Source organism: Pseudomonas nunensis, from assembly GCF_024296925.1.
Lineage (GTDB): Bacteria > Pseudomonadota > Gammaproteobacteria > Pseudomonadales > Pseudomonadaceae > Aquipseudomonas > Aquipseudomonas nunensis.
In genome coordinates, this window is the sequence record NZ_CP101125.1 from 1,932,823 (window position 1) to 1,957,800 (window position 24,978).

Annotated in this window: 24 protein-coding genes; 13 read left to right on the forward strand and 11 right to left on the reverse strand. The window is 60.1% G+C overall.

Translation table 11 applies throughout. The features are described 5' to 3' along the window. Positions 1 to 89 precede the first annotated feature (89 nt). The 9 genes from iolD (at position 90) to NK667_RS08740 (ending at position 11,869) form a co-directional block, all read left to right on the forward strand. On the forward strand, positions 90 to 2,021 hold the full coding sequence (gene iolD, locus NK667_RS08700) for a 3D-(3,5/4)-trihydroxycyclohexane-1,2-dione acylhydrolase (decyclizing) (protein ID WP_054614396.1): 1,932 nt from the start codon (positions 90 to 92) through the stop codon (positions 2,019 to 2,021). A 40-nt stretch (positions 2,022 to 2,061) separates the two neighbouring features. After that, entirely contained in the window at positions 2,062 to 3,072 is a 1,011-nt protein-coding gene (gene iolG / locus NK667_RS08705) for a bifunctional inositol 2-dehydrogenase/D-chiro-inositol 1-dehydrogenase (protein ID WP_054614397.1), read from the forward strand. 159 nt (positions 3,073 to 3,231) lie between these two features. Next, a complete protein-coding gene (locus NK667_RS08710; protein WP_054614398.1) occupies positions 3,232 to 4,092 on the forward strand; it encodes a sugar phosphate isomerase/epimerase family protein in 861 nt (286 codons plus the stop codon). Positions 4,093 to 4,263: 171 nt separating this feature from the next. Continuing rightward, complete coding sequence (locus NK667_RS08715) at positions 4,264 to 5,334, forward strand: Gfo/Idh/MocA family protein (protein WP_054614399.1); 1,071 nt, start codon at positions 4,264 to 4,266, stop codon at positions 5,332 to 5,334. Between the two features lie 349 nt (positions 5,335 to 5,683). Then, positions 5,684 to 6,610 carry a sugar ABC transporter substrate-binding protein gene (locus NK667_RS08720; protein ID WP_054614400.1) on the forward strand — a complete coding sequence of 309 codons (927 nt, stop codon included), beginning with the start codon at positions 5,684 to 5,686 and terminating at the stop codon, positions 6,608 to 6,610. Between the two features lie 70 nt (positions 6,611 to 6,680). Continuing rightward, positions 6,681 to 8,246, forward strand: coding sequence for a sugar ABC transporter ATP-binding protein (locus tag NK667_RS08725; protein WP_054614401.1), 1,566 nt, complete (start codon positions 6,681 to 6,683; stop codon positions 8,244 to 8,246). Positions 8,247 to 8,303: 57 nt separating this feature from the next. After that, a complete protein-coding gene (locus NK667_RS08730; protein ID WP_054052830.1) occupies positions 8,304 to 9,326 on the forward strand; it encodes an ABC transporter permease in 1,023 nt (340 codons plus the stop codon). Between the two features lie 326 nt (positions 9,327 to 9,652). Beyond that, positions 9,653 to 10,057 (forward strand): TraR/DksA family transcriptional regulator, encoded by a 405-nt coding sequence (locus NK667_RS08735; RefSeq protein WP_010459637.1) that lies wholly within the window; start codon positions 9,653 to 9,655, stop codon positions 10,055 to 10,057. A gap of 588 nt (positions 10,058 to 10,645) precedes the next feature. Continuing rightward, the gene (locus tag NK667_RS08740; RefSeq protein ID WP_413786152.1) at positions 10,646 to 11,869 is read left to right on the forward strand and encodes a methyl-accepting chemotaxis protein; all 1,224 of its coding nucleotides are present in this window, start codon (positions 10,646 to 10,648) and stop codon (positions 11,867 to 11,869) included. A 226-nt stretch (positions 11,870 to 12,095) separates the two neighbouring features. Here the strand turns inward: NK667_RS08740 and NK667_RS08745 are convergent, their stop codons facing one another. The 3 genes from NK667_RS08745 to NK667_RS08755 form a co-directional block, all read right to left on the reverse strand. Beyond that, entirely contained in the window at positions 12,096 to 12,335 is a 240-nt protein-coding gene (locus NK667_RS08745) for a DUF2789 domain-containing protein (protein ID WP_054052826.1), read from the reverse strand. A 130-nt stretch (positions 12,336 to 12,465) separates the two neighbouring features. Continuing rightward, positions 12,466 to 12,696, reverse strand: coding sequence for a hypothetical protein (locus tag NK667_RS08750; protein WP_054052825.1), 231 nt, complete (start codon positions 12,694 to 12,696; stop codon positions 12,466 to 12,468). Between the two features lie 160 nt (positions 12,697 to 12,856). Continuing rightward, positions 12,857 to 13,105: a hypothetical protein gene (locus NK667_RS08755; protein ID WP_054052823.1), complete on the reverse strand. Its 249-nt coding sequence runs from the start codon at positions 13,103 to 13,105 to the stop codon at positions 12,857 to 12,859. Between the two features lie 408 nt (positions 13,106 to 13,513). Between NK667_RS08755 and NK667_RS08760 the strand changes: the two genes are divergently transcribed. The 3 genes from NK667_RS08760 (at position 13,514) to NK667_RS08770 (ending at position 15,333) form a co-directional block, all read left to right on the forward strand. After that, positions 13,514 to 13,984 (forward strand): hypothetical protein, encoded by a 471-nt coding sequence (locus NK667_RS08760; RefSeq protein ID WP_054052821.1) that lies wholly within the window; start codon positions 13,514 to 13,516, stop codon positions 13,982 to 13,984. Next, the gene (locus NK667_RS08765) at positions 13,984 to 14,187 is read left to right on the forward strand and encodes a hypothetical protein (RefSeq protein ID WP_054052819.1); all 204 of its coding nucleotides are present in this window, start codon (positions 13,984 to 13,986) and stop codon (positions 14,185 to 14,187) included. The genes NK667_RS08760 and NK667_RS08765 overlap by 1 nt, the downstream gene beginning before the upstream one ends. A 129-nt stretch (positions 14,188 to 14,316) precedes the next feature. After that, entirely contained in the window at positions 14,317 to 15,333 is a 1,017-nt protein-coding gene (locus NK667_RS08770) for an ABC transporter substrate-binding protein (protein ID WP_054052817.1), read from the forward strand. A gap of 121 nt (positions 15,334 to 15,454) precedes the next feature. Here the strand turns inward: NK667_RS08770 and NK667_RS08775 are convergent, their stop codons facing one another. Beyond that, a complete protein-coding gene (locus tag NK667_RS08775; protein WP_054614402.1) occupies positions 15,455 to 17,587 on the reverse strand; it encodes a TonB-dependent receptor in 2,133 nt (710 codons plus the stop codon). A gap of 88 nt (positions 17,588 to 17,675) precedes the next feature. Continuing rightward, positions 17,676 to 18,062 carry a DUF2946 domain-containing protein gene (locus NK667_RS08780; RefSeq protein WP_054614403.1) on the reverse strand — a complete coding sequence of 129 codons (387 nt, stop codon included), beginning with the start codon at positions 18,060 to 18,062 and terminating at the stop codon, positions 17,676 to 17,678. 95 nt (positions 18,063 to 18,157) lie between these two features. Between NK667_RS08780 and NK667_RS08785 the strand changes: the two genes are divergently transcribed. After that, on the forward strand, positions 18,158 to 18,595 hold the full coding sequence (locus NK667_RS08785) for a DUF3995 domain-containing protein (protein ID WP_054614404.1): 438 nt from the start codon (positions 18,158 to 18,160) through the stop codon (positions 18,593 to 18,595). Between the two features lie 103 nt (positions 18,596 to 18,698). Here NK667_RS08785 and NK667_RS08790 read toward each other — a convergent pair whose 3' ends face one another. The 6 genes from NK667_RS08790 to NK667_RS08815 are packed head-to-tail and all read right to left on the reverse strand — an operon-like array spanning position 18,699 to position 24,780. Then, positions 18,699 to 19,061: a Na+/H+ antiporter subunit G gene (locus NK667_RS08790; protein WP_054614405.1), complete on the reverse strand. Its 363-nt coding sequence runs from the start codon at positions 19,059 to 19,061 to the stop codon at positions 18,699 to 18,701. After that, positions 19,058 to 19,336 (reverse strand): K+/H+ antiporter subunit F, encoded by a 279-nt coding sequence (locus NK667_RS08795; protein ID WP_054052807.1) that lies wholly within the window; start codon positions 19,334 to 19,336, stop codon positions 19,058 to 19,060. Before NK667_RS08795 ends, NK667_RS08790 begins: the two co-directional genes overlap by 4 nt. Continuing rightward, positions 19,333 to 19,821: a Na+/H+ antiporter subunit E gene (locus tag NK667_RS08800; RefSeq protein WP_054614406.1), complete on the reverse strand. Its 489-nt coding sequence runs from the start codon at positions 19,819 to 19,821 to the stop codon at positions 19,333 to 19,335. The genes NK667_RS08795 and NK667_RS08800 overlap by 4 nt, the downstream gene beginning before the upstream one ends. After that, a complete protein-coding gene (locus NK667_RS08805; RefSeq protein ID WP_054614407.1) occupies positions 19,818 to 21,503 on the reverse strand; it encodes a monovalent cation/H+ antiporter subunit D in 1,686 nt (561 codons plus the stop codon). Before NK667_RS08805 ends, NK667_RS08800 begins: the two co-directional genes overlap by 4 nt. Continuing rightward, a complete protein-coding gene (locus tag NK667_RS08810; protein WP_054052801.1) occupies positions 21,500 to 21,844 on the reverse strand; it encodes a Na+/H+ antiporter subunit C in 345 nt (114 codons plus the stop codon). The genes NK667_RS08805 and NK667_RS08810 overlap by 4 nt, the downstream gene beginning before the upstream one ends. Next, a complete protein-coding gene (locus NK667_RS08815) occupies positions 21,844 to 24,780 on the reverse strand; it encodes a monovalent cation/H+ antiporter subunit A (RefSeq protein ID WP_054052799.1) in 2,937 nt (978 codons plus the stop codon). The genes NK667_RS08810 and NK667_RS08815 overlap by 1 nt, the downstream gene beginning before the upstream one ends. Positions 24,781 to 24,978 lie beyond the last annotated feature (198 nt).

The following is a 24,978-nucleotide window of genomic DNA, read 5'->3' on the forward strand; positions in this document are numbered from 1 at the left end:
GTCAGGCGACATCAATGCTGGATGTGCCGCCGCCTTCGCGAGCAAGCCCGCTCCCACAAAGGGTTTCTTCGTGTATTGAAGGATCGGACATGACCACTACAAGACTGACCATGGCCCAGGCCCTGGTGAAATTCCTCGATAACCAGTACATCGAAGTCGATGGCGTCCAGAGCAAATTCGTGGCCGGGGTCTTTACCATTTTCGGCCACGGCAACGTGCTCGGTCTCGGCCAAGCGCTGGAGCAGGATAGCGGCGATTTGATCGTGCATCAGGGCCGCAACGAGCAAGGCATGGCCCACGCCGCCATCGGTTTTGCCAAGCAACACCTGCGGCGCAAGATCTACGCCTGTTCCTCTTCCGTCGGCCCCGGCGCGGCCAACATGTTGACCGCTGCCGCCACGGCCACCGCCAACCGCATTCCGTTATTGCTGCTGCCCGGCGATGTCTACGCTTGTCGCCAGCCGGACCCGGTGCTGCAACAGATCGAACAGTTCCACGACCTGAGCATCAGCACCAACGATGCCTTCAAAGCCGTGAGCAAGTACTGGGACCGCATCAACCGTCCCGAGCAACTGATGACCGCGGCGATCCACGCCATGCGCGTGCTCACCGATCCCGCCGAAACCGGCGCCGTGACCCTGGCCTTGCCGCAAGACGTGCAGGCCGAGGCCTACGACTATCCCGATTACTTCCTGCAAAAACGCGTGCACCGTATCGAGCGGCGCCCGGCCACTGAAGCGATGCTCGGCGATGCGCTGGCGCTGTTCAAAGGCAAGCGCAAGCCGCTGATTATTTGTGGTGGCGGGGTTCGCTACTCAGGGGCCAACGCCGCATTGCAGGCATTTGCCGAGCGCTTCGATATACCGTTCGCTGAAACCCAGGCCGGCAAGAGCGCGGTGGTATCGAGCCATCCGCTGAACGTCGGCGGCATCGGCGAAACCGGTTGTCTGGCGGCGAACTTGCTGGCGAAAGACGCTGACCTGATCATCGGTATCGGCACTCGCTACAGCGATTTCACCACGGCGTCGAAATCCCTGTTCCAACATCCCGAAGTGCAATTTCTTAACCTGAATATCAGCCCCTGCGATGCGCTGAAACTCGATGGCGTGCAGCTGCTGGCCGACGCCAAAAGCGGTCTGCTGGCATTGGCCGACGCACTGGGCGATTACCGTTCGAGCTGGGGCGATCAACCGCGCCAGGCCAAGGCGCAACTGGATGAGGAAGTCGATCGGATCTATCAGGTCGAATATCAGGCCAAGGATTTTGTCCCGGAAATCAACGACCACATGGACCCGGCCGTGCTGCGGGAATTTATCGAGCTGACCGGTTCCTGCCTGACCCAGAGCCGCGTGCTCGGCGTGCTCAACGAAACCCTGGCCGATGACGCGGTGATCGTCGCCGCCGCCGGCAGCCTGCCCGGCGACTTGCAGCGCAGCTGGCGCAGCAAAGGCGTGAACACCTACCACGTCGAGTACGGTTATTCGTGCATGGGCTACGAAGTCAACGCCGCGCTGGGGGTGAAGCTTGCCGAGCCGGATCGCGAGGTCTATGCATTGGTCGGTGACGGTTCCTACATGATGCTGCACTCGGAACTGGCGACCTCGATTCAGGAGCGGCGCAAGATCAACGTGGTGCTGCTGGACAACATGACCTTCGGCTGCATCAACAACCTGCAAATGGAACACGGCATGGACAGCTTCGGCACCGAGTTCCGCTTCCGCAACCCGGAAACCGGCAAGCTCGACGGCGGTTTCGTGCCGGTGGATTTCGCCATGAGCGCGGCGGCCTATGGCTGCAAGACTTACAAGGTGAACACCGTTGAAGAGCTGCAAGCGGCGCTGGCCGATGCGCGGTTGCAGACGGTCTCGACCCTGATCGATATCAAGGTTCTGCCCAAAACGATGATTCACAAATACCTGTCGTGGTGGCGGGTCGGCGTGGCGCAGGTTTCCACCAGCGCCCGCACCGACGCGGTGGCCAAGACCCTGAACGAACGACTGGCCAAGGCCCGTCAGTACTGATTGCCCCTGAACGAACAACTACAACTCCAGGAGTCTCTACATGTCTTTAAAGATCGGCGTCATCGGCACCGGGGCCATCGGCCAGGACCATATCCGTCGTTGCAGCCAGACCTTGCTCAATAGCCAGGTCGTCGCGGTCACCGACATCAATTTGCAGCAAGCCGCGAAAGTCGTGTCCGACCTGAAACTGACCGCCGAGGTCTACCCCGATGGCCACGCGCTGATCAAGGCGCCGGAAGTCGAGGCGATCCTCGTCACCTCCTGGGGCCCGAGCCACGAAGAATTCGTATTGGCAGCGATTGCCGCCGGCAAACCGGTGTTCTGCGAGAAACCCCTGGCCGTCACCGCCGAAGGCTGCCGCAAGATCGTTGAGGCCGAAGTGGCCCACGGCAAGCGCCTGGTGCAAGTCGGTTTCATGCGCCCGTACGATGAAGGGTATCGCGCCCTCAAAGCGGTGATCGACAGCGGCCAGATCGGCGAACCGCTGATGCTGCACTGCGCGCACCGCAACCCGAGCGTGGGCGAGAACTACAAGACCGACATGGCGATCACCGACACGTTGATCCATGAACTGGATGTGCTGCGCTGGTTGCTCGATGACGACTACGTTTCGGTGCAGGTGGTATTCCCGCGCAAATCCAGCAAAGCCCTCGCGCACCTGAAAGACCCGCAAATCGTCCTGCTGGAAACGGCCAAGGGCACGCGTATCGACGTGGAAGTGTTCGTCAATTGCCAGTACGGCTATGACATCCAGTGCGAAGTGGTGGGGGAGACCGGCATCGCCAAATTGCCGGAGCCGCAACAGGTGCAACTGCGCAGTGGCGCGAAACTGTCGAATGCGATTCTGATGGACTGGAAGGATCGGTTTATCGCGGCGTATGACGTTGAGCTACAGGCCTTCATTGACGGTGTGCGTTCGGGTCAAGTTGGCGGCCCGTCTGCATGGGACGGCTTCGCGGCGGCAGTGGCCGCAGACAAGTGCATCGAAGCGCAAAACAGCGGCCAGATCGTCAAAGTCGGCCTGCCAGAGCGCCCACATTTCTACGGCTAAACCCCGATCCCCGCTCCCTGTAGGAGCTGACGAGTGAAACGAGGCTGCGATCTTTTGACTTTGCTTTTTTTCGAATCAAGATCAAAAGATCGCAGCCTCGTTTCACTCGTCAGCTCCTACAGGGGGAGGTGTTGATTTCGGGTGAAGGAGAATAAGAATATGCGCATCGCACTAGACCCCTACATGTACCGCACCCTGTCCCTGGGCAAGATGGTCGATAAAGTCGCCGAGCTCGGCTACGAACACATCGAACTGTCGCCCCGCGAAGACTTCCTGCCGTTCTACAAGGCCCCCCGCGTGGACAAGGCGCGGATCAAGGAATTTCGCAAAGCCCTGAGCGACACCGGGGTCAAACTCTCTTCCTTATTACCGATGTACCACTGGGCCGCCGCCGACGAAGGCCTGCGGGTCGCCGCCGTGCGCAACTGGAAACGCGCGATCCAGATCGCCGTGGAAATGGACTGCGAACTGGTCAACACCGAATTCACCGGCCAGTCGGACAACCCGCTGGTGTGCGAGAACCAGTTCATGCGCTCCATGGACGAGCTGATCCCCGAGTTCGAACGCGAGGGCATCAAGCTCGACATCCAGGCGCATCCGTATGATTTCTGCGAGCGCAACAACGAGTCGGTGGACATCATTCGCGGCCTCGATCGCGACTGGATCAACTACCTCTACGCCGCGCCGCACACGTTCTTCTATGACGACGGCGTCGGGGATATCGCCTCGATGCTCAAGTATGCCGGCTCCAAGCTGAGCCACTTGATCATCGCCGACACCTACAACCACAAGGCGTCCTCGGGCTTGCGCTACATCGTCAACCCGCCGGGTGTGGTGGCCACCGTGCACCAGCATCTGGACATCGGCCAGGGCGAGGTGAACTGGGAGGAGTTTTTCAGCACGTTGCGTGAGATCCAGTTCGACGGCATCGCCACGGTGTCGGTGTTCGCCTGGGAAGACCGGCCGGATGAGTCCAACCGGATGATGCTGGAGCGGGTCAAAAGCGAATTCTGCCGCTAAGCCCCACACAAATCCCTGTAGGAGCTGACGAGTGAAACGAGGCTGCGATCTTTTGATCTTGTTTTTAAGAATCAAAGTCAAAAGATCGCAGCCTCGTTTCACTCGACAGCTCCTACAAGGGCCGGTGGAGATCCAGCCAGCGGCTATCTAACAATAAGAAGGAATGCACACATGCGTATCGGACTTGTCGGTTACGGCCATGGCGGCCGGTTTTTCCATGCTCCGCTGCTCAGCAGCCTGCCGGGCGCCACGTTTGTCGGCGTGGTCACCCGTTCCCCGGAGCGCCGACAGTTGCTCGCCGCCGAACACCCCAACGTGCCGGCCTTCGACAGCATCGGCCAACTGGTGGAAGCCGGGATCGATGTGCTGGTGGTGTCGACGCCGCTCAAGGGTCGTCCGGCGCTGGTGCTCGATGGCATCGAGCACGGGGTGGCGGTGGTCAGCGACAAACCGTTCGCCGCCGATGCGCAACAGGCGCAAACCCTGATCACCATGGCCGAGCGCCAAGGCGTGCGGCTCAGCGTCTACCAGAACCGGCGCTGGGATTCGGATTTCCTCACGGTGCGCAAACTCATCGAGTCCGGCGCGCTGGGCCAGATCACGCGTTTCGAATCCCGGGTCGAACGTTACTCGCCGCAGTCGGTGAACAACGGCAGCGGCGGTGGTTTCCTGCGCGACTTGGGCAGCCATCTGGTGGATCAGGCGCTGCTGTTATTCGGCCCGGTCACCCATGTTTACGCCGAACTGGAATACCTCGAAAAAGGCCAGACCTACGATAACGGCTTCTTTATGTCGCTGACCCACGCCAGCGGCGTCACTTCGCACCTGGGCGGCAGTTGCCTGCAAAACACCCCCGGGCCGCGCTTTCGGGTCACCGGCACCCAGGGTTGCTACAGCGTCGATGGCCTGGACGGGCAAGAGGCTTCGGCGCTGGCCGGGCTCTCGCCAAAATCCGAAGGCGAACGCTGGGGCGTCGAGGAACACCGGAACTGGGGCTGGTTCGAACAAGGCGAGGTGCGCGAGCGCGTTCCCTCCGAACGCGGCTGCTGGAATCAGTTCTATTTACAGCTACAAACCGCGTTGCAGAGCGGTGGCCCACTGCCGGTCGAGGCGCGTGATGCACTGGCGACCACCCGTGTTCTGGACGCTGCGCGACTGAGTGCCGAACGCCATCAAGTGGTGGAATTGGGCCAGTTCGATGCCCGTGGAATAAAATCAGAATTAAATTCTAAAATGAGTTGATATAGAAATTATTTTCCAATAAAGTCATTTCCAGGTTGCCGACTATCAACGTCCAATCTCGCTCAGGCCAAGCCTGAACGGGTGCAGGACGAACCAAAAACAAGAAACAAAAGCCAGGTACCGTCGATGAAAACCTTTAACGCTGCTTTGCATGTTTTACGTTCCGCTTCACACCTCTTTCGCGACCTGCCTCGCGCCTCGTTCCATTCCTTTTCCCGTTTGCTGTGCGTTGAACGCAACGGCGCCCTGGTCTGCTGCATTCCAGGCGCACCGATTGTCCGCTTGCCCCGTCACTGAAATCGTCACGCCTTATCCATAAAACCAACAAGAATGTGGAGAAAGACTTTTCATGAAGACCCCGATCCGTTTCACCGCACTTGCCTTGTCCTTGATGTTCGCCAGCGGCGCTGCTCTGGCTGATATGAAGATCGGCGTGAGCATGTCCCAGTTCGATGACACCTGGCTGACCTACCTGCGCGAATCCATGGACAAGAAAGCCAAGACCTATCCCGATGGCGTGCAGCTGCAATTCGAAGATGCCCGCAGCGATGTGGTCAAGCAGCTGAGCCAGGTGGAAAACTTCATCAGCCAGAAGGTCGATGCCATCGTGGTCAACCCGGTGGACACCGCAGCCACCCGTAAAATCACGGACGCCGCGGTCAAGGCCGGCATTCCGCTGGTCTACGTCAACCGCCGCCCGGATGACCTGAAACTGCCTAAAGGCGTGGTCACCGTCGCTTCCAACGACCTGGAGGCCGGTGAAATGCAGATGCAATACCTAGCCGACAAGATGGGCGGCAAGGGTGACATCGTGATTCTGCTGGGCGACCTGGCGAACAACTCCACGACCAACCGCACCAAAGGCGTAAAAGAGGTGCTGGCCAAGTACCCGAACATCAAGATCGAGCAAGAGCAGACCGGCACCTGGCTGCGCGATAAAGGCATGACCCTGGTCAACGACTGGCTGACCCAGGGCCGAAAGTTTGACGCGGTGGTGGCCAACAACGACGAAATGGCGATTGGCGCTGCGATGGCCCTGAGTCAGGCCGGCGTCGACAAAGGCTCGGTGCTGATTGCCGGAGTCGACGGTACGCCAGACGGCTTGAACGCAATCAAGAAAGGCAACATGGCGGTCTCGGTATTCCAGGACGCCAAGGGTCAGGCGGACGGCTCCATCGACACAGCGGTGAAAATGGCCAAGAACGAACCGGTTGAACAGAACGTCTGGGTGCCATACCGCTTGATCACCCCGCAAAACGTCGACACGTTCAAATAGCCTGTCCGTTCAATAACAACAATAAGCACGCAAGGTTGCCACCGCGACCTTGCTGATGGAGTACCTGATCATGTTCGCTTCAGCGACTGCTTCGAGCACCCCGTTGGTGGGTATCCAGCCAACCGCAACACCTGTCGATGAGCCGTACCTGCTGGAGATCATCAACGTCAGCAAGGGTTTTCCCGGTGTGGTGGCCTTGTCCGATGTGCAGCTGCGGGTGCGCCCCGGTTCGGTGCTGGCCCTGATGGGCGAGAACGGCGCGGGCAAATCGACCCTGATGAAAATCATCGCCGGCATCTACCAGCCGGACGCCGGCGAGATTCGCCTGCGGGGCAAACCGGTGGTGTTCGACACGCCGCTGTCGGCGCTCCAGGCCGGGATCGCGATGATCCACCAGGAACTCAACCTGATGCCGCACATGAGCATCGCCGAAAACATCTGGATCGGTCGTGAGCAGCTCAACGGCCTGCACATGATCGACCATCGCGAAATGCATCGCTGCACCGCGAAACTGCTGGAACGCCTGCGCATCAACCTCGATCCGGAAGAGCAGGTCGGCAACTTGAGCATCGCCGAGCGGCAGATGGTCGAGATCGCCAAAGCCGTGTCCTACGACTCCGACGTGCTGATCATGGACGAACCGACTTCGGCCATCACCGACAAGGAAGTGGCCCACCTGTTCTCGATCATTGCCGACCTCAAGAGTCAGGGCAAAGGCATCATCTATATCACCCACAAAATGAATGAAGTGTTTGCCATCGCCGATGAAGTGGCGGTGTTTCGCGACGGTGCCTACATCGGCCTGCAACGGGCCGACAGCATGGACGGCGACAGTCTGATTTCGATGATGGTCGGCCGCGAGCTGAGCCAGTTGTTCCCGGTGCGCGAAAAGCCGATTGGCGATTTGCTGCTGTCGGTGCGCGACCTCAAGCTCGACGGGATTTTCAAAGGTGTGTCCTTTGACCTGCATGCCGGGGAGATCCTCGGGCTTGCCGGGTTGATGGGCTCCGGGCGGACCAACGTCGCCGAAGCGATTTTCGGCATCACCCCCAGCGACGGCGGCGAGATTCGCCTCGACGGCGAGGTGGTGCGCATCAGCGACCCGCACATGGCGATCGAGAAGGGCTTCGCGCTGCTGACCGAGGATCGCAAGCTCAGTGGCCTGTTCCCGTGCCTGTCGGTGCTGGAAAACATGGAAATGGCCGTGCTGCCGCATTACGCCGGTCACGGCTTCATTCAGCAGAAAGCCCTGCGGGTGCTGTGCGAAGACATGTGCAAGAAGCTGCGGGTCAAGACCCCGTCGCTGGAGCAGTGCATCGACACGCTGTCCGGCGGTAATCAGCAGAAAGCCTTGCTGGCACGCTGGCTGATGACCAATCCACGGATCCTGATCCTCGACGAGCCGACCCGTGGCATCGATGTCGGCGCCAAGGCCGAGATCTATCGACTGATCTCCTACCTCGCCAGCGAAGGCATGGCGGTGATCATGATTTCCTCGGAACTGCCGGAAGTGCTCGGCATGAGCGACCGGGTGATGGTCATGCACGAGGGCGACCTGATGGGCACCCTCGACCGCAGCGAAGCGACCCAGGAACGGGTGATGCAACTGGCCTCGGGCATGTCCGCGGTTCACTAATTGATGTTGGCGGTGGCTGCGGCCAGCGCTGGCGACGCGATAAAAGGGTGAGTGGTTATGAACGCGATACTGGAAAACAAGCCAGCAACGGCACCGACCAAGAGTCGTCGGCGCTTTCCGACCGAGTTGAGCATCTTCCTGGTGCTGATTGGCATCGGCCTGGTGTTTGAGGTGTTCGGCTGGATCGTGCGCGACCAGAGTTTCCTGATGAACTCCCAGCGTCTGGTGCTGATGATCCTGCAAGTGTCGATCATCGGCCTGCTGGCAATCGGCGTGACCCAGGTGATCATCACCACCGGTATCGATTTGTCCTCCGGCTCGGTGCTGGCGCTGTCGGCAATGATTGCCGCCAGCCTGGCCCAGACTTCGGACTTTGCCCGGGCGGTGTTCCCGTCGCTGACCGACTTGCCGGTGTGGATACCGGTGATTGCCGGGCTCGGGGTCGGACTGCTGGCGGGGGCGATCAACGGCAGCATCATCGCAGTGACCGGGATCCCGCCGTTCATCGCCACCCTCGGCATGATGGTGTCGGCCCGTGGATTGGCGCGCTATTACACCGAAGGCCAACCGGTGAGCATGTTGTCCGATTCCTACACCGCCATCGGCCACGGCGCCATGCCGGTGATCATCTTCCTGGTGGTGGCGGTGATCTTCCACATCGCCCTGCGTTACACCAAGTACGGCAAATACACCTACGCCATCGGCGGCAACATGCAGGCGGCGCGGACCTCCGGGATCAACGTCAAGCGGCATCTGGTGATCGTCTACAGCATCGCCGGGTTGCTTGCAGGTCTGGCTGGCGTGGTGGCCTCGGCCCGAGCGGCGACCGGGCAAGCCGGGATGGGCATGTCCTATGAACTGGATGCGATTGCCGCGGCAGTGATCGGCGGCACCAGCCTGGCGGGCGGGGTAGGGCGCATCACCGGCACCGTGATCGGCGCGCTGATTCTCGGGGTGATGGCCAGCGGCTTTACCTTTGTCGGGGTCGATGCGTATATTCAGGACATCATCAAGGGGCTGATCATTGTGGTGGCGGTGGTCATCGACCAGTACCGCAACAAGCGCAAACTCAAACGCTGAAACCGCAATAAACAGCAAAATGCGCCACGCCTGACCCGCGTGGCGCAGCCGTTTGTCTTCTATATACAGCCGCTGGACTGAATTTCTTGCTATAAACGCACTCCGATAACCACCACAACGGCTGCCATAGAGCACTTTCCGGGTGTTGTCGGACAAATTCGCTGTCTTTTCAGTTGCTGAGGCCTCAAGTCGGCCTTAGACTGCCGCCCCTCGTAAATTGAGTGCCGGGTGGCGCTTGGAATACATGGCGCCTTTCCGACGGCCGACGAGGTCCGACGGAACGCTCCCTAATTCGCCTTAATGCACGTTTTTTTATAGAGATATCAATGACAAAGGACAAGTTGCTGGCCATGCCGGCGGATGACTACATGAATGCCGAGCAACATGCTTTTTTCTACGAGCTGTTGCAGAACATGAAAGTCGAAACCCACGAGCGCATCGAACAGAACCGCATCGCCATCGAAAGCCTGGACACCCCGGCTGACCCGGCCGACGCTGCTTCCGTTGAAGAAGAGCGCACCTGGCTGGTCAACGCGATCGATCGCGACCAACGCATGCTGCCTCAGTTGGAACAGGCTCTGGAACGCATCAAAGAAGACAGCTTCGGCTGGTGCGACGACAGCGGCGAGGCCATTGGCCTGAAACGCCTGCTGATCAGCCCGACCACCAAGTACTGCATCGAAGCTCAAGAGCGCCACGAGCAAATCGACAAGCACCAGCGTCAGGCTTGATTCGGTAACGCCCACTTCGCGGGCAAGCCTCGCTCCTACACACATCCTGTAGGAGCAAGGCTTGCCCGCGAAGCTTTTTGCCGTCTGAAAATCCCCCGCACTTTTGTTGACCTGCTGCAACATCCACTACTAACGGACCATAGATAATGGCCCATTAGTGGCGTTTAATGCAGTCACAACAAATAGAAAACGCATGGGGTGACGAAGATGACGAGAGACGGATCTCTGGTTGGGCATGTGCCTGCACCAGTGCTTGCGCCGAAAAACCTGTGGCTGACGCCGACCTTGCAAAGCATCGCCCTGGTGCTGTTGCTCTGTGGCATGACTTTGGGTGGCGCATCGCTTTATATCGGCCTGCCCGTGGCCGTGCTGATCATCTGGCTGCCGCGCCTACGTTCGCGCGCGATCCCCGATTTAATCCCCGTCGACAGCTCAAGCGCGATCGCCGAGCTAACCCGCGACCTTTCCTACACCACCAGTCATAACGCGTTGTCCGCTGCGGGCGTGGCGTTTTCGGTCAAGCAACTGGCCGAGAAGGTGCAATCGCAACTCGATGCGGCCAAGCGGATCGTCAGCAACGCTGAAGTGATGATCTCCACCGAGCAAGCCACATCGACGCTCAGCCGAGAAGCTTTGACCGCTGCCAGTGAGGCCCACGAGAGCAGTGCTGCCGGGCGCACCGAACTGATCGAATCGATCTCGCGCATGCATCAGCTCAGCCAGCGCGCCAGTGCCAGTCGTGAATTGATCGAAGCCCTGAGCCTGCGCAGCGATGACATTCAGCGGGTGACCTTGGTGATCCAGTCCATCGCCAGCCAGACCAACCTGCTGGCACTGAATGCTGCCATCGAAGCGGCGCGGGCCGGGGAGCACGGTCGCGGGTTTGCCGTGGTGGCGGATGAGGTTCGCGGTCTGGCCGCGCGCACGGCGACAGCCACCGGCGAAGTCGGGGAGATGGTCGCCGACATCCAGCAACGTACCGCGCAAGTGGTGGAGCAGATCCGCCAGCTCTCCAGCGACCTCGACGTCGGCGTCAAACAGGTGGAGCACACCGGCCAGCATCTGGAAAACATCGCGCGGCTGGCCGCCGGTGTCGAACATCAGGTCGGGGAAATCGCTCGGGGCGCCGACACTAACCGCGAGCAACTCGACAGCCTGTTTCATGCCATCGAACAGATGCGCAGCGATTTGGCGATCAGCGATCAACAGACCCAGCACCTGGCCAAGGCAGCGGTGCAGATGGAAGGGCAGGCCGAAACCATCAGCGAGCGCCTGGCCGAGGTCGGGCTCGACGACTATCACCAACGGATTTATGACTTGGCCCGGGAAGGTGCGAGTCAAATTGCTGCGCGGTTTGAGGCGGATATCGATCAGGGTCGGGTCAGTCTTGATGACCTGTTCGATCGCAATTACCAGGCGATTCCCAACACCAGCCCGGCCAAGTTCCAGACACGTTTCGACCGTTACACCGATCAGGTGCTGCCAGCGATCCAGGAACCGTTGCTACCGCGCCATGAAGGTTTAGTGTTCGCCATCGCCTGCACGCAGCAGGGTTATGTGCCGACCCATAACACGGTGTTCAGCCAGCCGCTGACCGGTGATGCGCAGGTCGACACCCTGCAGAACCGCACCAAACGCAAGTTCGCCGACCGCACCGGGATTCGCTGCGGCAGTCATCAGCAACCGGTACTGTTGCAGACCTACACCCGTGATACTGGTGAATTGATGCACGATTTGTCGGTGCCGATCATGCTCAAGGGAAGGCATTGGGGTGGGTTGCGGTTGGGGTATAAACCGGAAAAACCACGCTAGGCGCGTGGTCCTGTATGGCAAGGTTTCGCCTGTAGCAGCTGCCGAGGTACGAGGCTGCGTTCGGCTGCGCAGCAGTCGTAAAACCTGAGCATGCGGTCTTCCTGAAACACCGCGTAGCCTGATTTCACGACTGCTGCGCAGCCGAACGCAGCCTCGTACCTCGACAGCTGCTACGGGCGAACGCAGGCTTGTACCTCGACAGCTGCTACAAGGTGGGGGGGGTTGCCTAGTGAACCTGATGCATCCGCAGGTTCAGATCATCCACCACTCGCGCCCAGTCTGCGTCTTCACGCAATTGTTCTTTCAGGAACCCGGCTTGTTGCGGGGTCCAGAATTCGGCGTCGATCAGTTTTTTGTCGTCGGGAAGCGGTGAATGGCTGGCGATGAAATCGTCGATGGCCTTCTCGCTGGAGTCCAGGCCGAGCTGGTCGAACAAACCTTTCAAGTCGTGTGTCGGTGAATCCATGTTCATCTCCTTGCGGGTCGCGTCGAGTGCGAGATCTGAGGGGCGGCTTCACTGCATCTGAGGGAGCCGCGCGTCAGGAGTTCGATTGCGATGGTCGAAAGCAGGAGAGAGCATAGACGGCAAAGCAGGATCAGGCTTTCAATGCACCTTCATCGACCGCCAGCTTCAGGGCCTTGGCGGCTTCCAGGGCGGCGATCAACGCAACGTCCGAGGTCTTGAACCAGCGATCTTTCTCGACCTGGTGATAGGTCACGGTGGTCAAGGGTGGTTTGGCACGCATCACAATGACTGCCTGGAATTCGCCTTCGACTTCTCTGGCTTCGCCCCGGATAAAAAATTCACCGATATCAAATTCCGTCACGTAGCAGCCTTCCCTTGGAAATATTATGTTGTATTGAAAGCCGTCCGCCGAGGGGCCGGAATTCATGGGTTGTGCAGTATGGCAGTAGTTGCCGGCCGACGGCTGAGTTAAGTCGTCGGTGTGACGAAACGTCATTCGGGATAAAGACAAGGCTGGGGCGTCAGTTGCGTGCCGCCAGTGAGCGGGCGAGGGTGCAAGCGTCGTTATGATTAGTGCGGAAACCTCTTACACGTCCGGTGGCAGTTTCCTTGATGTGGAAGAACGACTTGCCGGCCGGTATCACCTGAAAGCGCGGCATGGCAAGCGTTTGCAGGGGCATTGCATAGGCTTGCAACACCACGGGATGCAGGGCGGCAGGGTGGTTTGTCGAGGCTGTCGAGTGTTTCGCAAAGTGAGTCATGGTGCACATAAGAAGTCCTTTTCATGTTTTTACCGACGTGTGTTCGTCGTTTTGAGTAGTCTCGATGAGCGTCGCTGCTCTAGAATCGCCATCACTGTTGGCGATTGGCGTCCATCTAAAGCAATTTTTTACGGGCGATATGTCGGAAAAGTGCTTTTCTTGAAGGGTTTTTTCCCTAAAGTTAGTAGTCCGCTTTTTCTGGCCGCCAGAAGGGCGTTTTCCTTCAAGGTTTGGCGAACGTCAGGGAGGACGGCGCAGGTGACAATCCAGTAATCTCACTGACCTCGCGATAGATGAGCGCTCTGCTCAGTTCAGGATTTTGACCCGGCTCATTCGGCAACACATTCGCCATGGCCGCTTTTTCTGCTGTGCGTTTTTCCTGCGTGCAGCATCATTTTCAGATGTGGGGATGTTTCCTTGGCAGTAAGTAATCTTGATATGCACGCGTTGTTCGTCCTGGGCGATTTGCGTGCAAAGTTGGTTAAACAGTTCCAGTCCCGTTTTGTCTATGTCACCGAACAGAACGCCGAAGGCATCTACATTGCCGAAATCGATACCGAAGAAGCGCTGGTGGTGGACGACAAGCCTGGCCTGAAACTCAAGGTCGGCGATCATTTCAGCGCCTCGGTGTTGCCCAGTCGCGAAGGCGGCAAACTGGACATCAAGTTCCGTGAAATCAAACTGACGGTGTATGGCCTGGGCGACTACGCATTTGTCACCACCGCTGACGGTCACGGAATCGTGTTCAAGGAAGGCCATAGCGTGGTGATGGTGTTCGCCGCTCACCAACAGTTGCAGGAAGGCCTGACCAAGACCCTCAAAGCCGTGACAGCCAAGGCCGCCAAGTGGCGCAAGGGTGAACTGGTGACCTTCAAGGCCAGCGAGTAATGCCCTTGGCCCGCGCCGATTTCCACCTGCAGAACCTTGCCAGTGCACAGGTCGAGGCCCAGCGCCTGTTCGACCAGAAGGCCATTCTGCAAGGCGGTTGGCTGACTTGGGTGGCGTCACAGATCTACACCTTGCGTCCGGCGGAATACGCCAGCATGGTGCGAAGGGAGCTGGCGCGGTTGCAGCAACCTTCTGAAAAGTAATCCTCGTACCTCGTGATCCCTAAAAAGCGGGAACCTCTACTACAGTCAATGGACTGAGTATTCAGAGGCTTGCGGTCTTGTCTGTCAGGCCATCCTGCTATTGCTGTGAACAGCACGAGGTGCAAAAGCATGAAAGGACTTCGACGGTTGCTGGCCGCTACCCTGGCCACCTTTGGTTTACTGGCTTCACCGGTCCCGGTATTCGCGGCCCAGGCGCCGATCCACTTCGCCGACCTGAACTGGGAAAGCGGCAGCCTGATCACCGACATCCTGCGGATCATCGTCGAGAAGGGCTACGGCCTGCCGACCGATACCTTGCCGGGAACCACCATCACGCTCGAAACGGCCCTGGCCAACAATGACATCCAGGTCATTGGCGAAGAGTGGGCGGGGCGCAGTCCGGTGTGGGTCAAGGCCGAGGCCGAAGGCAAGGTCGTGAGCCTGGGCGATACGGTCAAGGGCGCCACCGAAGGCTGGTGGGTGCCGGAATACGTGATCAAGGGCGACCCGGCCAAAGGCATCAAGCCGCTGGCGCCGGACCTGCGCAGTGTCAGCGACCTGCCGCGCTACAAGGACGTGTTCAGCGACCCGGAAAGTCCGGGCAAGGGGCGGTTCCTCAACAGCCCGATCGGCTGGACCTCGGAAGTGGTCAACAAACAAAAGCTCACGGCCTATGGGTTGAACGACAGCTATGTGAATTTCCGCAGCGGTTCCGGCGCAGCGCTGGATGCGGAAATCGCATCTTCAATTCGCCGTGGCAAACCGGTGTTGTTCTATTACTGGTCACCGACGCCGTTGCTCGGGCGCTTCAAGTTGATTCAACTGGAAGAACCGCCGTTTGACGCCGAAGCCTGGAAAACCCTGACCGACGCCGACAACCCGAATCCGAAACCGACCCGTTCGCTGGCCTCGAAACTGTCGATCGGGGTGTCCACGCCATTCCAGAAGCAGCATCCGGAAATTGCCGAGTTCTTCAGCAAGGTTGATTTGCCGATCGAGCCGTTGAACAAGGCCCTGGCGCAGATGAGTGAGAAACACACCGCACCGCGTCAGGCGGCCGAGGCGTTCATGAAGGCGCATCCGGACGTTTGGAAGGCCTGGGTGCCGAAGGATGTGGCGGATAAGGTGAGTGCCAGTCTTCAGTAATGCGGTGAGACTTATGCCGCCATCGCGAGCAAGCTCGCTCCCACATGGATCTGGATGGACACAGAATGTGCATTCACCCCAATTCCCCGTGGGAGCGGGCTTGCTCGCGAAGCTTTTGCTCTTAGAACCGCGTCTGCACCGCTAACTCAAAAGTCCGTGGCGTCCCCAGGTAATACGCCGGCGACACATGCGCAAACTCGGCATACACCTCGTTGGTCAGGTTACGCACCCGGCCGGTGACGGTGGTGTGCTGGTCGACCTTGTAGCTCAGGAAACTCCCGAACAGCGTGTAGGACGGCACGGTCATGGTGTTGGCGTTGTCGGCAAATACCGACGCCACGTACCGCGCATCGACGCCTCCCTGCCATTGCGGCGCGAAGTCGTAGGTCAGCCACAGGTTGCCGACCCGATCCGGCACGTTGGTCGGTGTGTTGCCTTTACGTGAAACCACCACGCCTGCCGCGTTCTTCTCGGTGAACTCGTCGTACTGCGCATCGACCCAGGCGAAGTTGCCTTCGGCCAACAGTTTGTCGGTGATCCTGAAAGACGTGGCCAACTCGATGCCTTTCGACGTTTGCTGACCTACCGGAATACTTTGCGTCGGGTCCAGCGGATCCGTCACCGCGAAATCCTTGCGCTCGATCGTATACGCCGCCACCGTCGCCGAGCCGCGACCGCCCAGATAATCAAACTTGCTGCCGACTTCCCATTGCTTGCCGGTGGAAACGTCGAAATCCTGCGTGCCATTGGGCTGTTCGGCGGCGGTGCTGTACTGCACGTAGACGTTGGCCGAGGGGATGAACTGGTAAGTCAGGCCGACGCGGCCGGTGACCGGTTCCCAACTGCGCTTGAGGTGTCGGGGATTGCTGGCGGTCACTGCGCGGTGATTGGTCACGTCCAGGTCGATGTCGTCGTAGCGCAGGCCGGTGAGCAGCGCCAGTTTGTCGGTCAGCGCCAGGCGATTCTCGGCGAACAACGCCTTGGTGGTGACTTCGTTGGTCTTGTCGCTGATCAGCTTCGGATTGGTGCCCGGAATGTCGTAGAAGTGCCCCGGCTGGAAGTTGTTCGGGTCAACCGTGCTGGCGCCTTTGACGTTCAGCGGCGAGTTAGTGGTCTGGTTGACCTTGTACTCGAAACCGCCAGACCAGGTGGTGTCCAGACCGAACACGGTGTTGTCGTGGCGCAGCTCGAACTGGTTGCCGTTCTGCTCACCCTGATGCCGCACCTGATACGCCGTCGAGCGGTTCACCGCGCTGTTGTCGGTGTTGTATTGGTAGGTTTCCAGGTTGCGGTAGTCGCGCTGACTGTCGAGGTGGTACAGGGTGTTGCGCAGGGTGGTGTTGTCGTTGATGCGGTAGTCGATGATCGAGCGCACCCAGATCGTGCGTTGCTCGTAGCGGCCATCCTCGACGTTGTAGTTATTGAAACGGTTGTGTTTGTCGATCTTCAATTCGCCGGCCTTGGGATTGAGCACCGGGGTGCCCCAGTAAGGGCTGTCCTCGTGTTCGTCCTGATATTCCAGGGCCAGGGTGTGGGACAGGTTGGGCGTCAGGTCGCTGAGCAGCGAAAACGCCACGCTCCAGGCATCGCGCTCCTGACGGTCGATGTAGCCGTTGCTGGTGTTGTGGCTGACGTCGAGTCGCGCGTAGTGCTGAACGTCCGCCCCGGCTTCGCTGAGGGCGTGGTTGAGGCCGAATGCGGTTTCGGTGGTGTCGTAGCTGCCATAACTGATCCGACCTTCGGCGGCTTGCTCTTCGCGGGTCGCCAGTTTGGTTACGTAGTTCAGCGAACCGCCCACGGAGCCGGCGCCATTGATTAGCGATGACGGACCGCCCACCAGTTCGACCCGATCATAAATCCACGCATCCACGGGGCGGGCGAGGCCGCCGGAGACATTGATGCCGTTGAACATCTGGGTGATCTGGCTGCTGGTGAAACCGCGATAAGACACAAAACCACCGAAACCCGGCGGCGCGCTGGCGTTCACGCCGGGCAAGGTGTTGGCGGCATCCTGGAAGTTCTGCGCGCCGTGGCGTTCGATGTCGTTGTGATTGGCGATGGCCACCGAGGCCGGCGTATCCCGCACGCTCAGGCCGAGGCGCGAGGCCATGCCGCTGGATTGATCAAGGCTCAGGCCCGGTTCGGTACCGTCCTCGCCATCAATGGTGATCGGGGCCAGATCGACAGTGGATTGCGCCCAGGTGTTAACGGACAGGCAGCCGAACAGGCTTGCCAGAAGAGGAAGATGTTTCATCGATGAATCCTAAATACTTGGCTAGGAAACAGCGCACAGGCAAACGCCACGCGTTAGCGAAGTGAGCTGATCAGAAAGGCGAAGTTGTTCAGGCGAACGGCGGGGCGCGAGGGTTGGCTGACGGCCAGGTGTAGCGGGAGGGGAGGTCAATGTCGGCAACGACAGCCAGCGGCGGGCTGTGTTGTTGCGGAAGGATCGCCAGGGTCAGGCTGGAATTGAACGCCGAGCCCATGCCGCCAGTGGAGCACAGTGGGCAACCAAACGCCTTGGACAGCGTCGGCAGCTTTTCTTCGGAGGTGTCTGAAGCGACGGGTGCCTGGGTCGCCGGGTCCACGGCACAGAACTGGCCACCGAGGCCGTTGAGCTGCATTCCGACCATTTGCCCGTGACCGATGCTGCAGGCGAACACGTTGAACAGGACGCAGCAATAAAGCATCCAGGCCATCAATGTGCGATCAGTTCGGGCAAATTTCATGGGGCAGCACTTTACCACCGCAGATGACATTTACCCTTACAAAAATGCTCGATGAAGTTCATCCTGCTGCGACATTTCACGCTGGAAGTCCGAATATGAGCCTAATGGTCGCGCAATGGATTGCTGCAATCTTCCTGTTGATCAGCCTGATTCACTTGTATTGGGCGGCAGGTGGCAAGTTGGGAAGCGAGGCGGCGGTGCCGCGAGTGCCTGGGGAGGGGGGCGGAGAATCAAGGCCAGCGTTCAAGCCTTCGGGGTTTGCGACGTTGCTGGTCGCGGTGGGTTTGCTGCTGATTGCGATGCTGGTGTGCTTGCGGGTCGGCCTGTACCTGCCGACGGTGCAGCACTGGTCGCTGCAATGGGTGATCAGCGCCATTGCGATGCTGATGTTCGCCCGGGCGATCGGGGATTCGAACCTGGTGGGGTTCTTTAAGCAGGTCAAGGATTCGAAATTTGCCCGGCTCGACACCTGGGCCTATTCGCCGTTGTGCGTGGTGTTGGGGGCCGGGTTGTTGGCTGTTGCCTGGATTTGAAAAGCTTCGCGGGCAAGCCTCGCTCTTACAGGGATAGCGTAAACCCTGTGGGAGCGAGGCTTGCCCGCGAAGAGGCCCGCCCAAACACTACAAACCTTAAAACCTAACCCTGACTCTCTGTGTGCCGACTACTCACCTCAGCCGGCACATCATCCCCGGCCATGCGCTTGCGGAACAACGCCGCCCGCGCCAGCAGCAACGTGGTCACCGGCACCGTAATCGCCAACAGAATCGGAATCAGCCACGCATGCAATATCGGCGCGGACTTGAGTGCTGAAAAGTAAATGATCGACGCCAACGCCACACACCACGCACCCAAAGTCGACGCCAGTGCGGGCGGGTGCATGCGCTGGAAGTAATCCTTCATCCGCAACAACCCGGCCGCGCCAATCAGCGCAAACAGACTGCTGAGCACCAGCAGGATCGCCACCGGGATCTCGACCCACAACGACAATTCGCCATTCATTCGATCACCTCGCCACGCAGCAGGAATTTGGCCAGGGCAAACGAGCCGACGAAGCCGAACAGGGCGATCAGCAGCGCCGCCTCGAAGTAAGTGTCACTGGCATAACGAATACCCAGGGTCAGCATCATCAGCATGGCGATGATGTACAGGTAATCCAGCGCCAGCACCCGGTCCTGGGCCGAGGGGCCCTTGAACAGGCGGATCAGCGTCAGGATCATCGCCAGGGAAAAGATGAACAGGCTCAGCAGGATCGCGTTCGACAGCAGGGCGCTCATTCGAAGATCTCCATCAAGGGCCGCTCGTAGGTGGTCTTGAAGTGCTCGATAAACGACGCTTCGTCATCCAGGTCGAACACGTGCAACAACAGAATGCTGCGGTCCAGCGACAGTTCCGACCAGACCGTGCCAGGCACCACGGTGCAGATCATCGCCAACGCCGCGAGGCCGTTGGCGTCGTGCAAATCCAGCGGCACTTTGATAAACGCCGAGCGCGGTGGACGCCGACCGGCGTTGAGCACGCCCCAAGCCACGGCGAGGTTGGACGTCACCACGTCGCGCCCGACCAGGAAAAACAGGCGCACAATCACATCGGGCCGCCGAATACGGATGGGCAGCGGTCGCAATTTGCGCATCATCAACGGCGCACAGAATCCGAGCATCGCACCCAGCAGCAGATTGCCGGGGCTCAACGACAGGTTCAGCAGCAGCCATAACAGCCACAACGCCAGTGACAACCATGGTGCCGGAAACAGACGCTTCATGGTTGCACCTCCGCCATCGCAGTCTTGGCTTCGGGGCTCGGAACCGCGCGGGTGCCGAGCACCGCCATCACGTATTGCTGCGGATTGTTCAAGGCATCCGCTGCAGCCTGGGTGTAGCGCAGCAGCGGTTCGGCCTTGAAGGTCAGTGCAATGCTCAGCCCCAGCAACGCGATGATCGGCAAGCATTCAAAACGTCGCAGCAGTGGCGATGGTCGCTCTTCAGGCGTCCAGAACCGCTGGATGCCCAGGCGTGAGAAGGCAATCAGCGAAGCCAGCCCGGACAGGACCAGCAATGCCAGCAAGCCCCACGCCGCTTTGGATACCGGCACGTCACCGCTTTGGCCCAGGCCCAGCGGGTTGAGCAGAGCACTCAGCAGACCGAGCTTACCGATGAACCCGGAAAGGGGCGGCATGCCGATGATCAGCAACGAGCAGGCAATGAAACTCAGGCCGAGAAAGGCCATGGTCCAGGGGATCACCTGGCCGACCACGGCTTTCTGTTCGTCGTCGAGGTTGATGCCTTTGGGCGGTTGCAGGGATTCCATCGGCCGTGGCAACAAGTCGCCGTCGTCGTACAGCGGCATCTCATTCACCGAACGGGAGCGCTCGATTAACTCGGCCAGCAGGAACAGTGCGCTCAATGCCAACGTCGAGCTGACCAGATAGAACAACGCGGCGCCAATCAGGTTCGGCTGGGCGAAACCGATGGCCGACAGTAGGATCCCCGCCGACACCAGAATGCTCAGGCTGGCCAGGCGTTCCAGGCGTTGCGCGGCCAGGATCGCCACGCCGGCGCAGACGATGGTCGCCATGCCGCCGTAGATCAGCCAGTCGCCGCCAAAGTAGGCGGACGCCCCGGCCTGACCGGAGAACAGCAGCGTCCACAGCCGCAGCAAGGTGTAGACGCCAACCTTGGTCATGATCGCGAACATCGCCGCCACTGGAGCGCTGGCGGCGGAATAGGCCGGCACCAGCCAGAAGTTCAGCGGCCACATCCCGGCCTTCGCCAGGAACGCCACCGCCAGAATCGCCGCGCCAGCATGCAGCAGGCCGCGATCAGCCTCAGGCACCAGCGGGATTTTCATCGCCAGATCGGCCATGTTCAACGTGCCGGTGACGCCATAGATCAGCGCCGCGCCAATCAGAAATAGCGATGAGGCCAGCAGGTTGATCGAGATGTAATGCAGCCCTGACGACACCCGCGCCCGACCGGAGCCGTGCAGCATCAGACCGTAGGACGCGGCCAGCAGCACTTCGAAAAACACGAACAAGTTGAACAGATCCGCCGTCAGGAAGGCGCCGTACAGGCCCATCATTTGAATCTGAAACAGCGCGTGGAAGCTTGAACCGGCGCCGTCCCAGCGAGCCATGGCGAACAGCAGGGCGCTGACGCCGATGATACCGGTCAGCACCAGCATCAACGCCGAGAGACGATCCACCACCAGCACCAGGCCGAACGGCACTTGCCAGTTGCCCGGCAGGTACACGCCGATCGAGCCGGGCACGCCAGTGGTTTGCGTCCATTGCAGCAGCAACACGGAAATGCCCAGGCCGACCAGGCTGGAGAACAGGTTGATCTTGGCTTTCAACGGACGATGTTTTTCGCCAAGCATCAGCATGATCGCGGCGGTCAGCAGCGGCAGCAGAATCGGTGCAGCGATCAGGTGCGTCATCGCATTCATTCTTTAGGCTCCCGGCCATCCACATGGTCGGTGCCGGTCAAGCCCCGAGAGGCCAGCAGTACCACCAGGAACAGTGCGGTCATGGCGAAGCTGATGACGATGGCGGTCAATACCAGCGCTTGTGGCAGCGGGTCGGTGTAATGCAGCAAATCCTGGGGCACGCCGTCCTTGATGATCGGCTCTTTGCCGATAAACAGGCTGCCCATGCTGAAGATGAACAGGTTGACGCCGTAGGACAGCAGACACAGGCCCATGACCACCTGGAACGTCCGTGGCCGCAGGATCAGCCAGACGCCGGACGCGGCCAGAATGCCGATGGCGATTGCGATGACTTCTTCCATCAGACGGCTCCTTTGGCGGCAACGGATCGGGGCAGAGCGGCGGATTTAGGTTGTGCCGCCGTTTTGTGACCCCGTACCGATTGGTGGGCGAGGGCGGTGAGGATCAGCAGCGTCGAACCGACCACCACGGCGTACACGCCGATGTCGAAGAACAGCGCGCTGGCGACATGAATGTCGCCCAGCACCGGCAAGTTGAGATGCCAAGTGTGGGTGGTCAGGAACGGATAGCCGACCACCATCGCGCCCAGCCCGGTAGCCGTGGCGAACAACAGCCCGGTGCCCATCCAGCGCAGCGGCCGCAGGCTCATTTGCGCCTCGACCCACTGCGTGCCGGCGACCATGTATTGCAGGATAAAAGCCACGGACATCACCAACCCGGCAACAAAGCCGCCACCCGGTTGGTTGTGACCGCGCATGAACAGATAGAACGAGACCACCATGGCAATCGGCAGCAACAGGCGCACCAGCACGGCCGGCACCATCATGAAACCGAGGGCGGTGTCGCTGGCCTGACGCGGGTTGACCAGGTCAGTAACCACGTCGGGCGCGAGCAAACGCTGCTGGGCCGGCAATTGCAGGCTTTCTTTCGGTGGGCGGAAGCGGCGCAGCAGGGCAAACACAGTCAGCGCCACGGCCACCAGCACGGTGATTTCTCCGAGGGTGTCGAAACCACGGAAGTCCACCAGCATGACGTTGACCACATTGCTGCCGCCGCCTTCAGGCAGGGCGCGACTGAGGTAGAACGAGGAAATATCGTTCGGCGTCTGGCGGGTCAGCATCGCGTAGGACAGCAATGCCATGCCGCCACCGACCAGGGCCGACAGCAACAAGTCACGGATACGCCGGATGCGCGCCTTGCGCAGGGTGCTTGGCAGCGGCGACACCTCTTCGATCCGGCGTGGCAGCCAGCGCAGGCCCAGCAGGATCAGGACTGTGGTCACCACTTCGACCACCAATTGCGTCAGGGCCAGGTCCGGTGCCGAGAACCAGACGAAGGTTACGCAGGTCATCAACCCGCAAACACTGACCATGGTCAGGGCCGCGAGACGGTGATATTTGGCTTGCCACGCGGCGCCGAGGGCACAGGCAATCGCCAGCAGCCAGAGAATCACGAACACAATCGACCCCGGAATCTTCGGCCGGTCGCCCCAGCTCAGACTGCTGTGGAGCATCGGGATCAACCCGGCCAGTACGGCGGCGAGCACCATCAGGAACAACTGGGTTTGCAAGCGCTTGGTGCTGATCCGTCGCTCCAGGCGTCGGGCCAGGCGCATCATGACCACCAGGCTGCGCTCGAACTGGCGCTTGCCGTTGAGGCGGCCAATCAGCGGCGGGTACTTGAAGCGTCCGCGCTTGAGCTGATTGCGCAGCAGCAGGTAGAGCACGATGCCGCCGGACATGGCGATCAGGCTCATGATCATCGGCGCGTTCCAGCCGTGCCAGATCGCCAGGCTGTATTCGGGCAAGGTGCCGCCGACCACGGGCAAGGCCGCTGCAGCGAGCAACGGGCCGACCACTTGTGCCGGGAAGATCCCGACGATCAGGCAGGTGAACACCAACAGTTCCACTGGCGCGCGCATCCAGCGTGGCGGTTCGTGCGGGGTGTGCGGCAGGTCGGTGGCGGGCGGGCCGAAGAACACGTCGACGGTAAAGCGCAGGGAATAGGCGACGCTGAAGGTGCCGGCGATAGTCGCGACGATCGGCAACGCCATTTCGACCCAGGCCGTGGCGTTGATGAACACGGTTTCGGCGAAGAACATCTCTTTGGAGAGGAAACCGTTAAGCAGCGGCACGCCCGCCATCGAGGCGCTGGCGACCATCGCCAGGGTGGCGGTGAACGGGATCAGCTTGATCAGGCCGCTGAGCTTGCGAATGTCCCGGGTGCCACTTTCGTGGTCGATGATCCCGGCGGCCATGAACAACGAAGCCTTGAAGGTGGCGTGGTTGAGAATGTGGAACACCGCGGCCACGGCGGCCAGCGGACTGTTCAGGCCCAGTAGCAGGGTGATCAGGCCCAGATGGCTGATGGTCGAGTAGGCCAGCAGGCCCTTGAGGTCGTTCTGGAACATCGCGCAATACGCGCCGAGCAACAAGGTGCAGGCGCCGGCCCCGCTGACGATGTAGAACCATTCTTCACTGCCGGACAGCGACGGCCACAACCGTGCGAGCAGGAACACCCCGGCCTTGACCATGGTCGCCGAGTGCAGATAAGCCGAAACCGGTGTTGGCGCCGCCATTGCGTGGGGCAGCCAGAAGTGGAAGGGGAATTGCGCGCTTTTGCTCAAGGCGCCGATCAGGATCAGGGGCAGCAGGATAGGGTAGAGGGCATGTGCGCGAATCAGATCGCCGGCGGCCAGAACCTTGTCCAGGTCATAGCTGCCGACCACATGGCCGAGCAGAACAACCCCCGCCAACAGGCACAAGCCCCCGGCACCGGTGACCATCAGCGCCATATAGGCGCCGCGACGGGCATCCGCGCGGTGGTGCCAGTAACCGATCAACAGGAACGAGAAGAGACTGGTGAGCTCCCAGAAAAACACGATCTGGATCAGGTTGCCCGAGATCACCAGCCCGAGCATGGCGCCCATGAACGCCAGGAAAAACGCGAAGAACCGTGGCACCGGATCGTCCGGCGACATGTAGTAACGGGCGTACAGCGAAACGAGCGTGCCGATGCCCAGCACCAGCAGCGAGAACAGCCAGGCAAACCCGTCCATGCGCAGGACGAAGTTCAGTCCCAGGCTGGGCAGCCAGAAAAACTCTTCGCGGATGACGCCGCCGTGGGCAATTTGCGGGTACAGGAGGGCGACCTGGATGGTGCCAATCAAAGCCACCAGGCCAGCCAACAGCGATTCGGTGTTGCGCGCGTTGTGTGGCAGCAAGGCCGCGACACAGCTGCCGATAAAAGGCAGAAGCAGTAGAACTATCAGGGACATAGGCTTCTAATCTGCGGAAGTTTGTGAAGCATCATACGTGCCAGATCCTGGATCGCAAAACGCCAACTTGTGGCAGGATCCTACAAGGTAGGCGAGATAGGCTGGTTTTTCAGGGTTTGCGCAGGATTGTTTGCAGCATGTCCGGCCCCTTCGCGAGCAAGCCCGCTCCCACAATGGTTTGGCGTACACCAGACACCT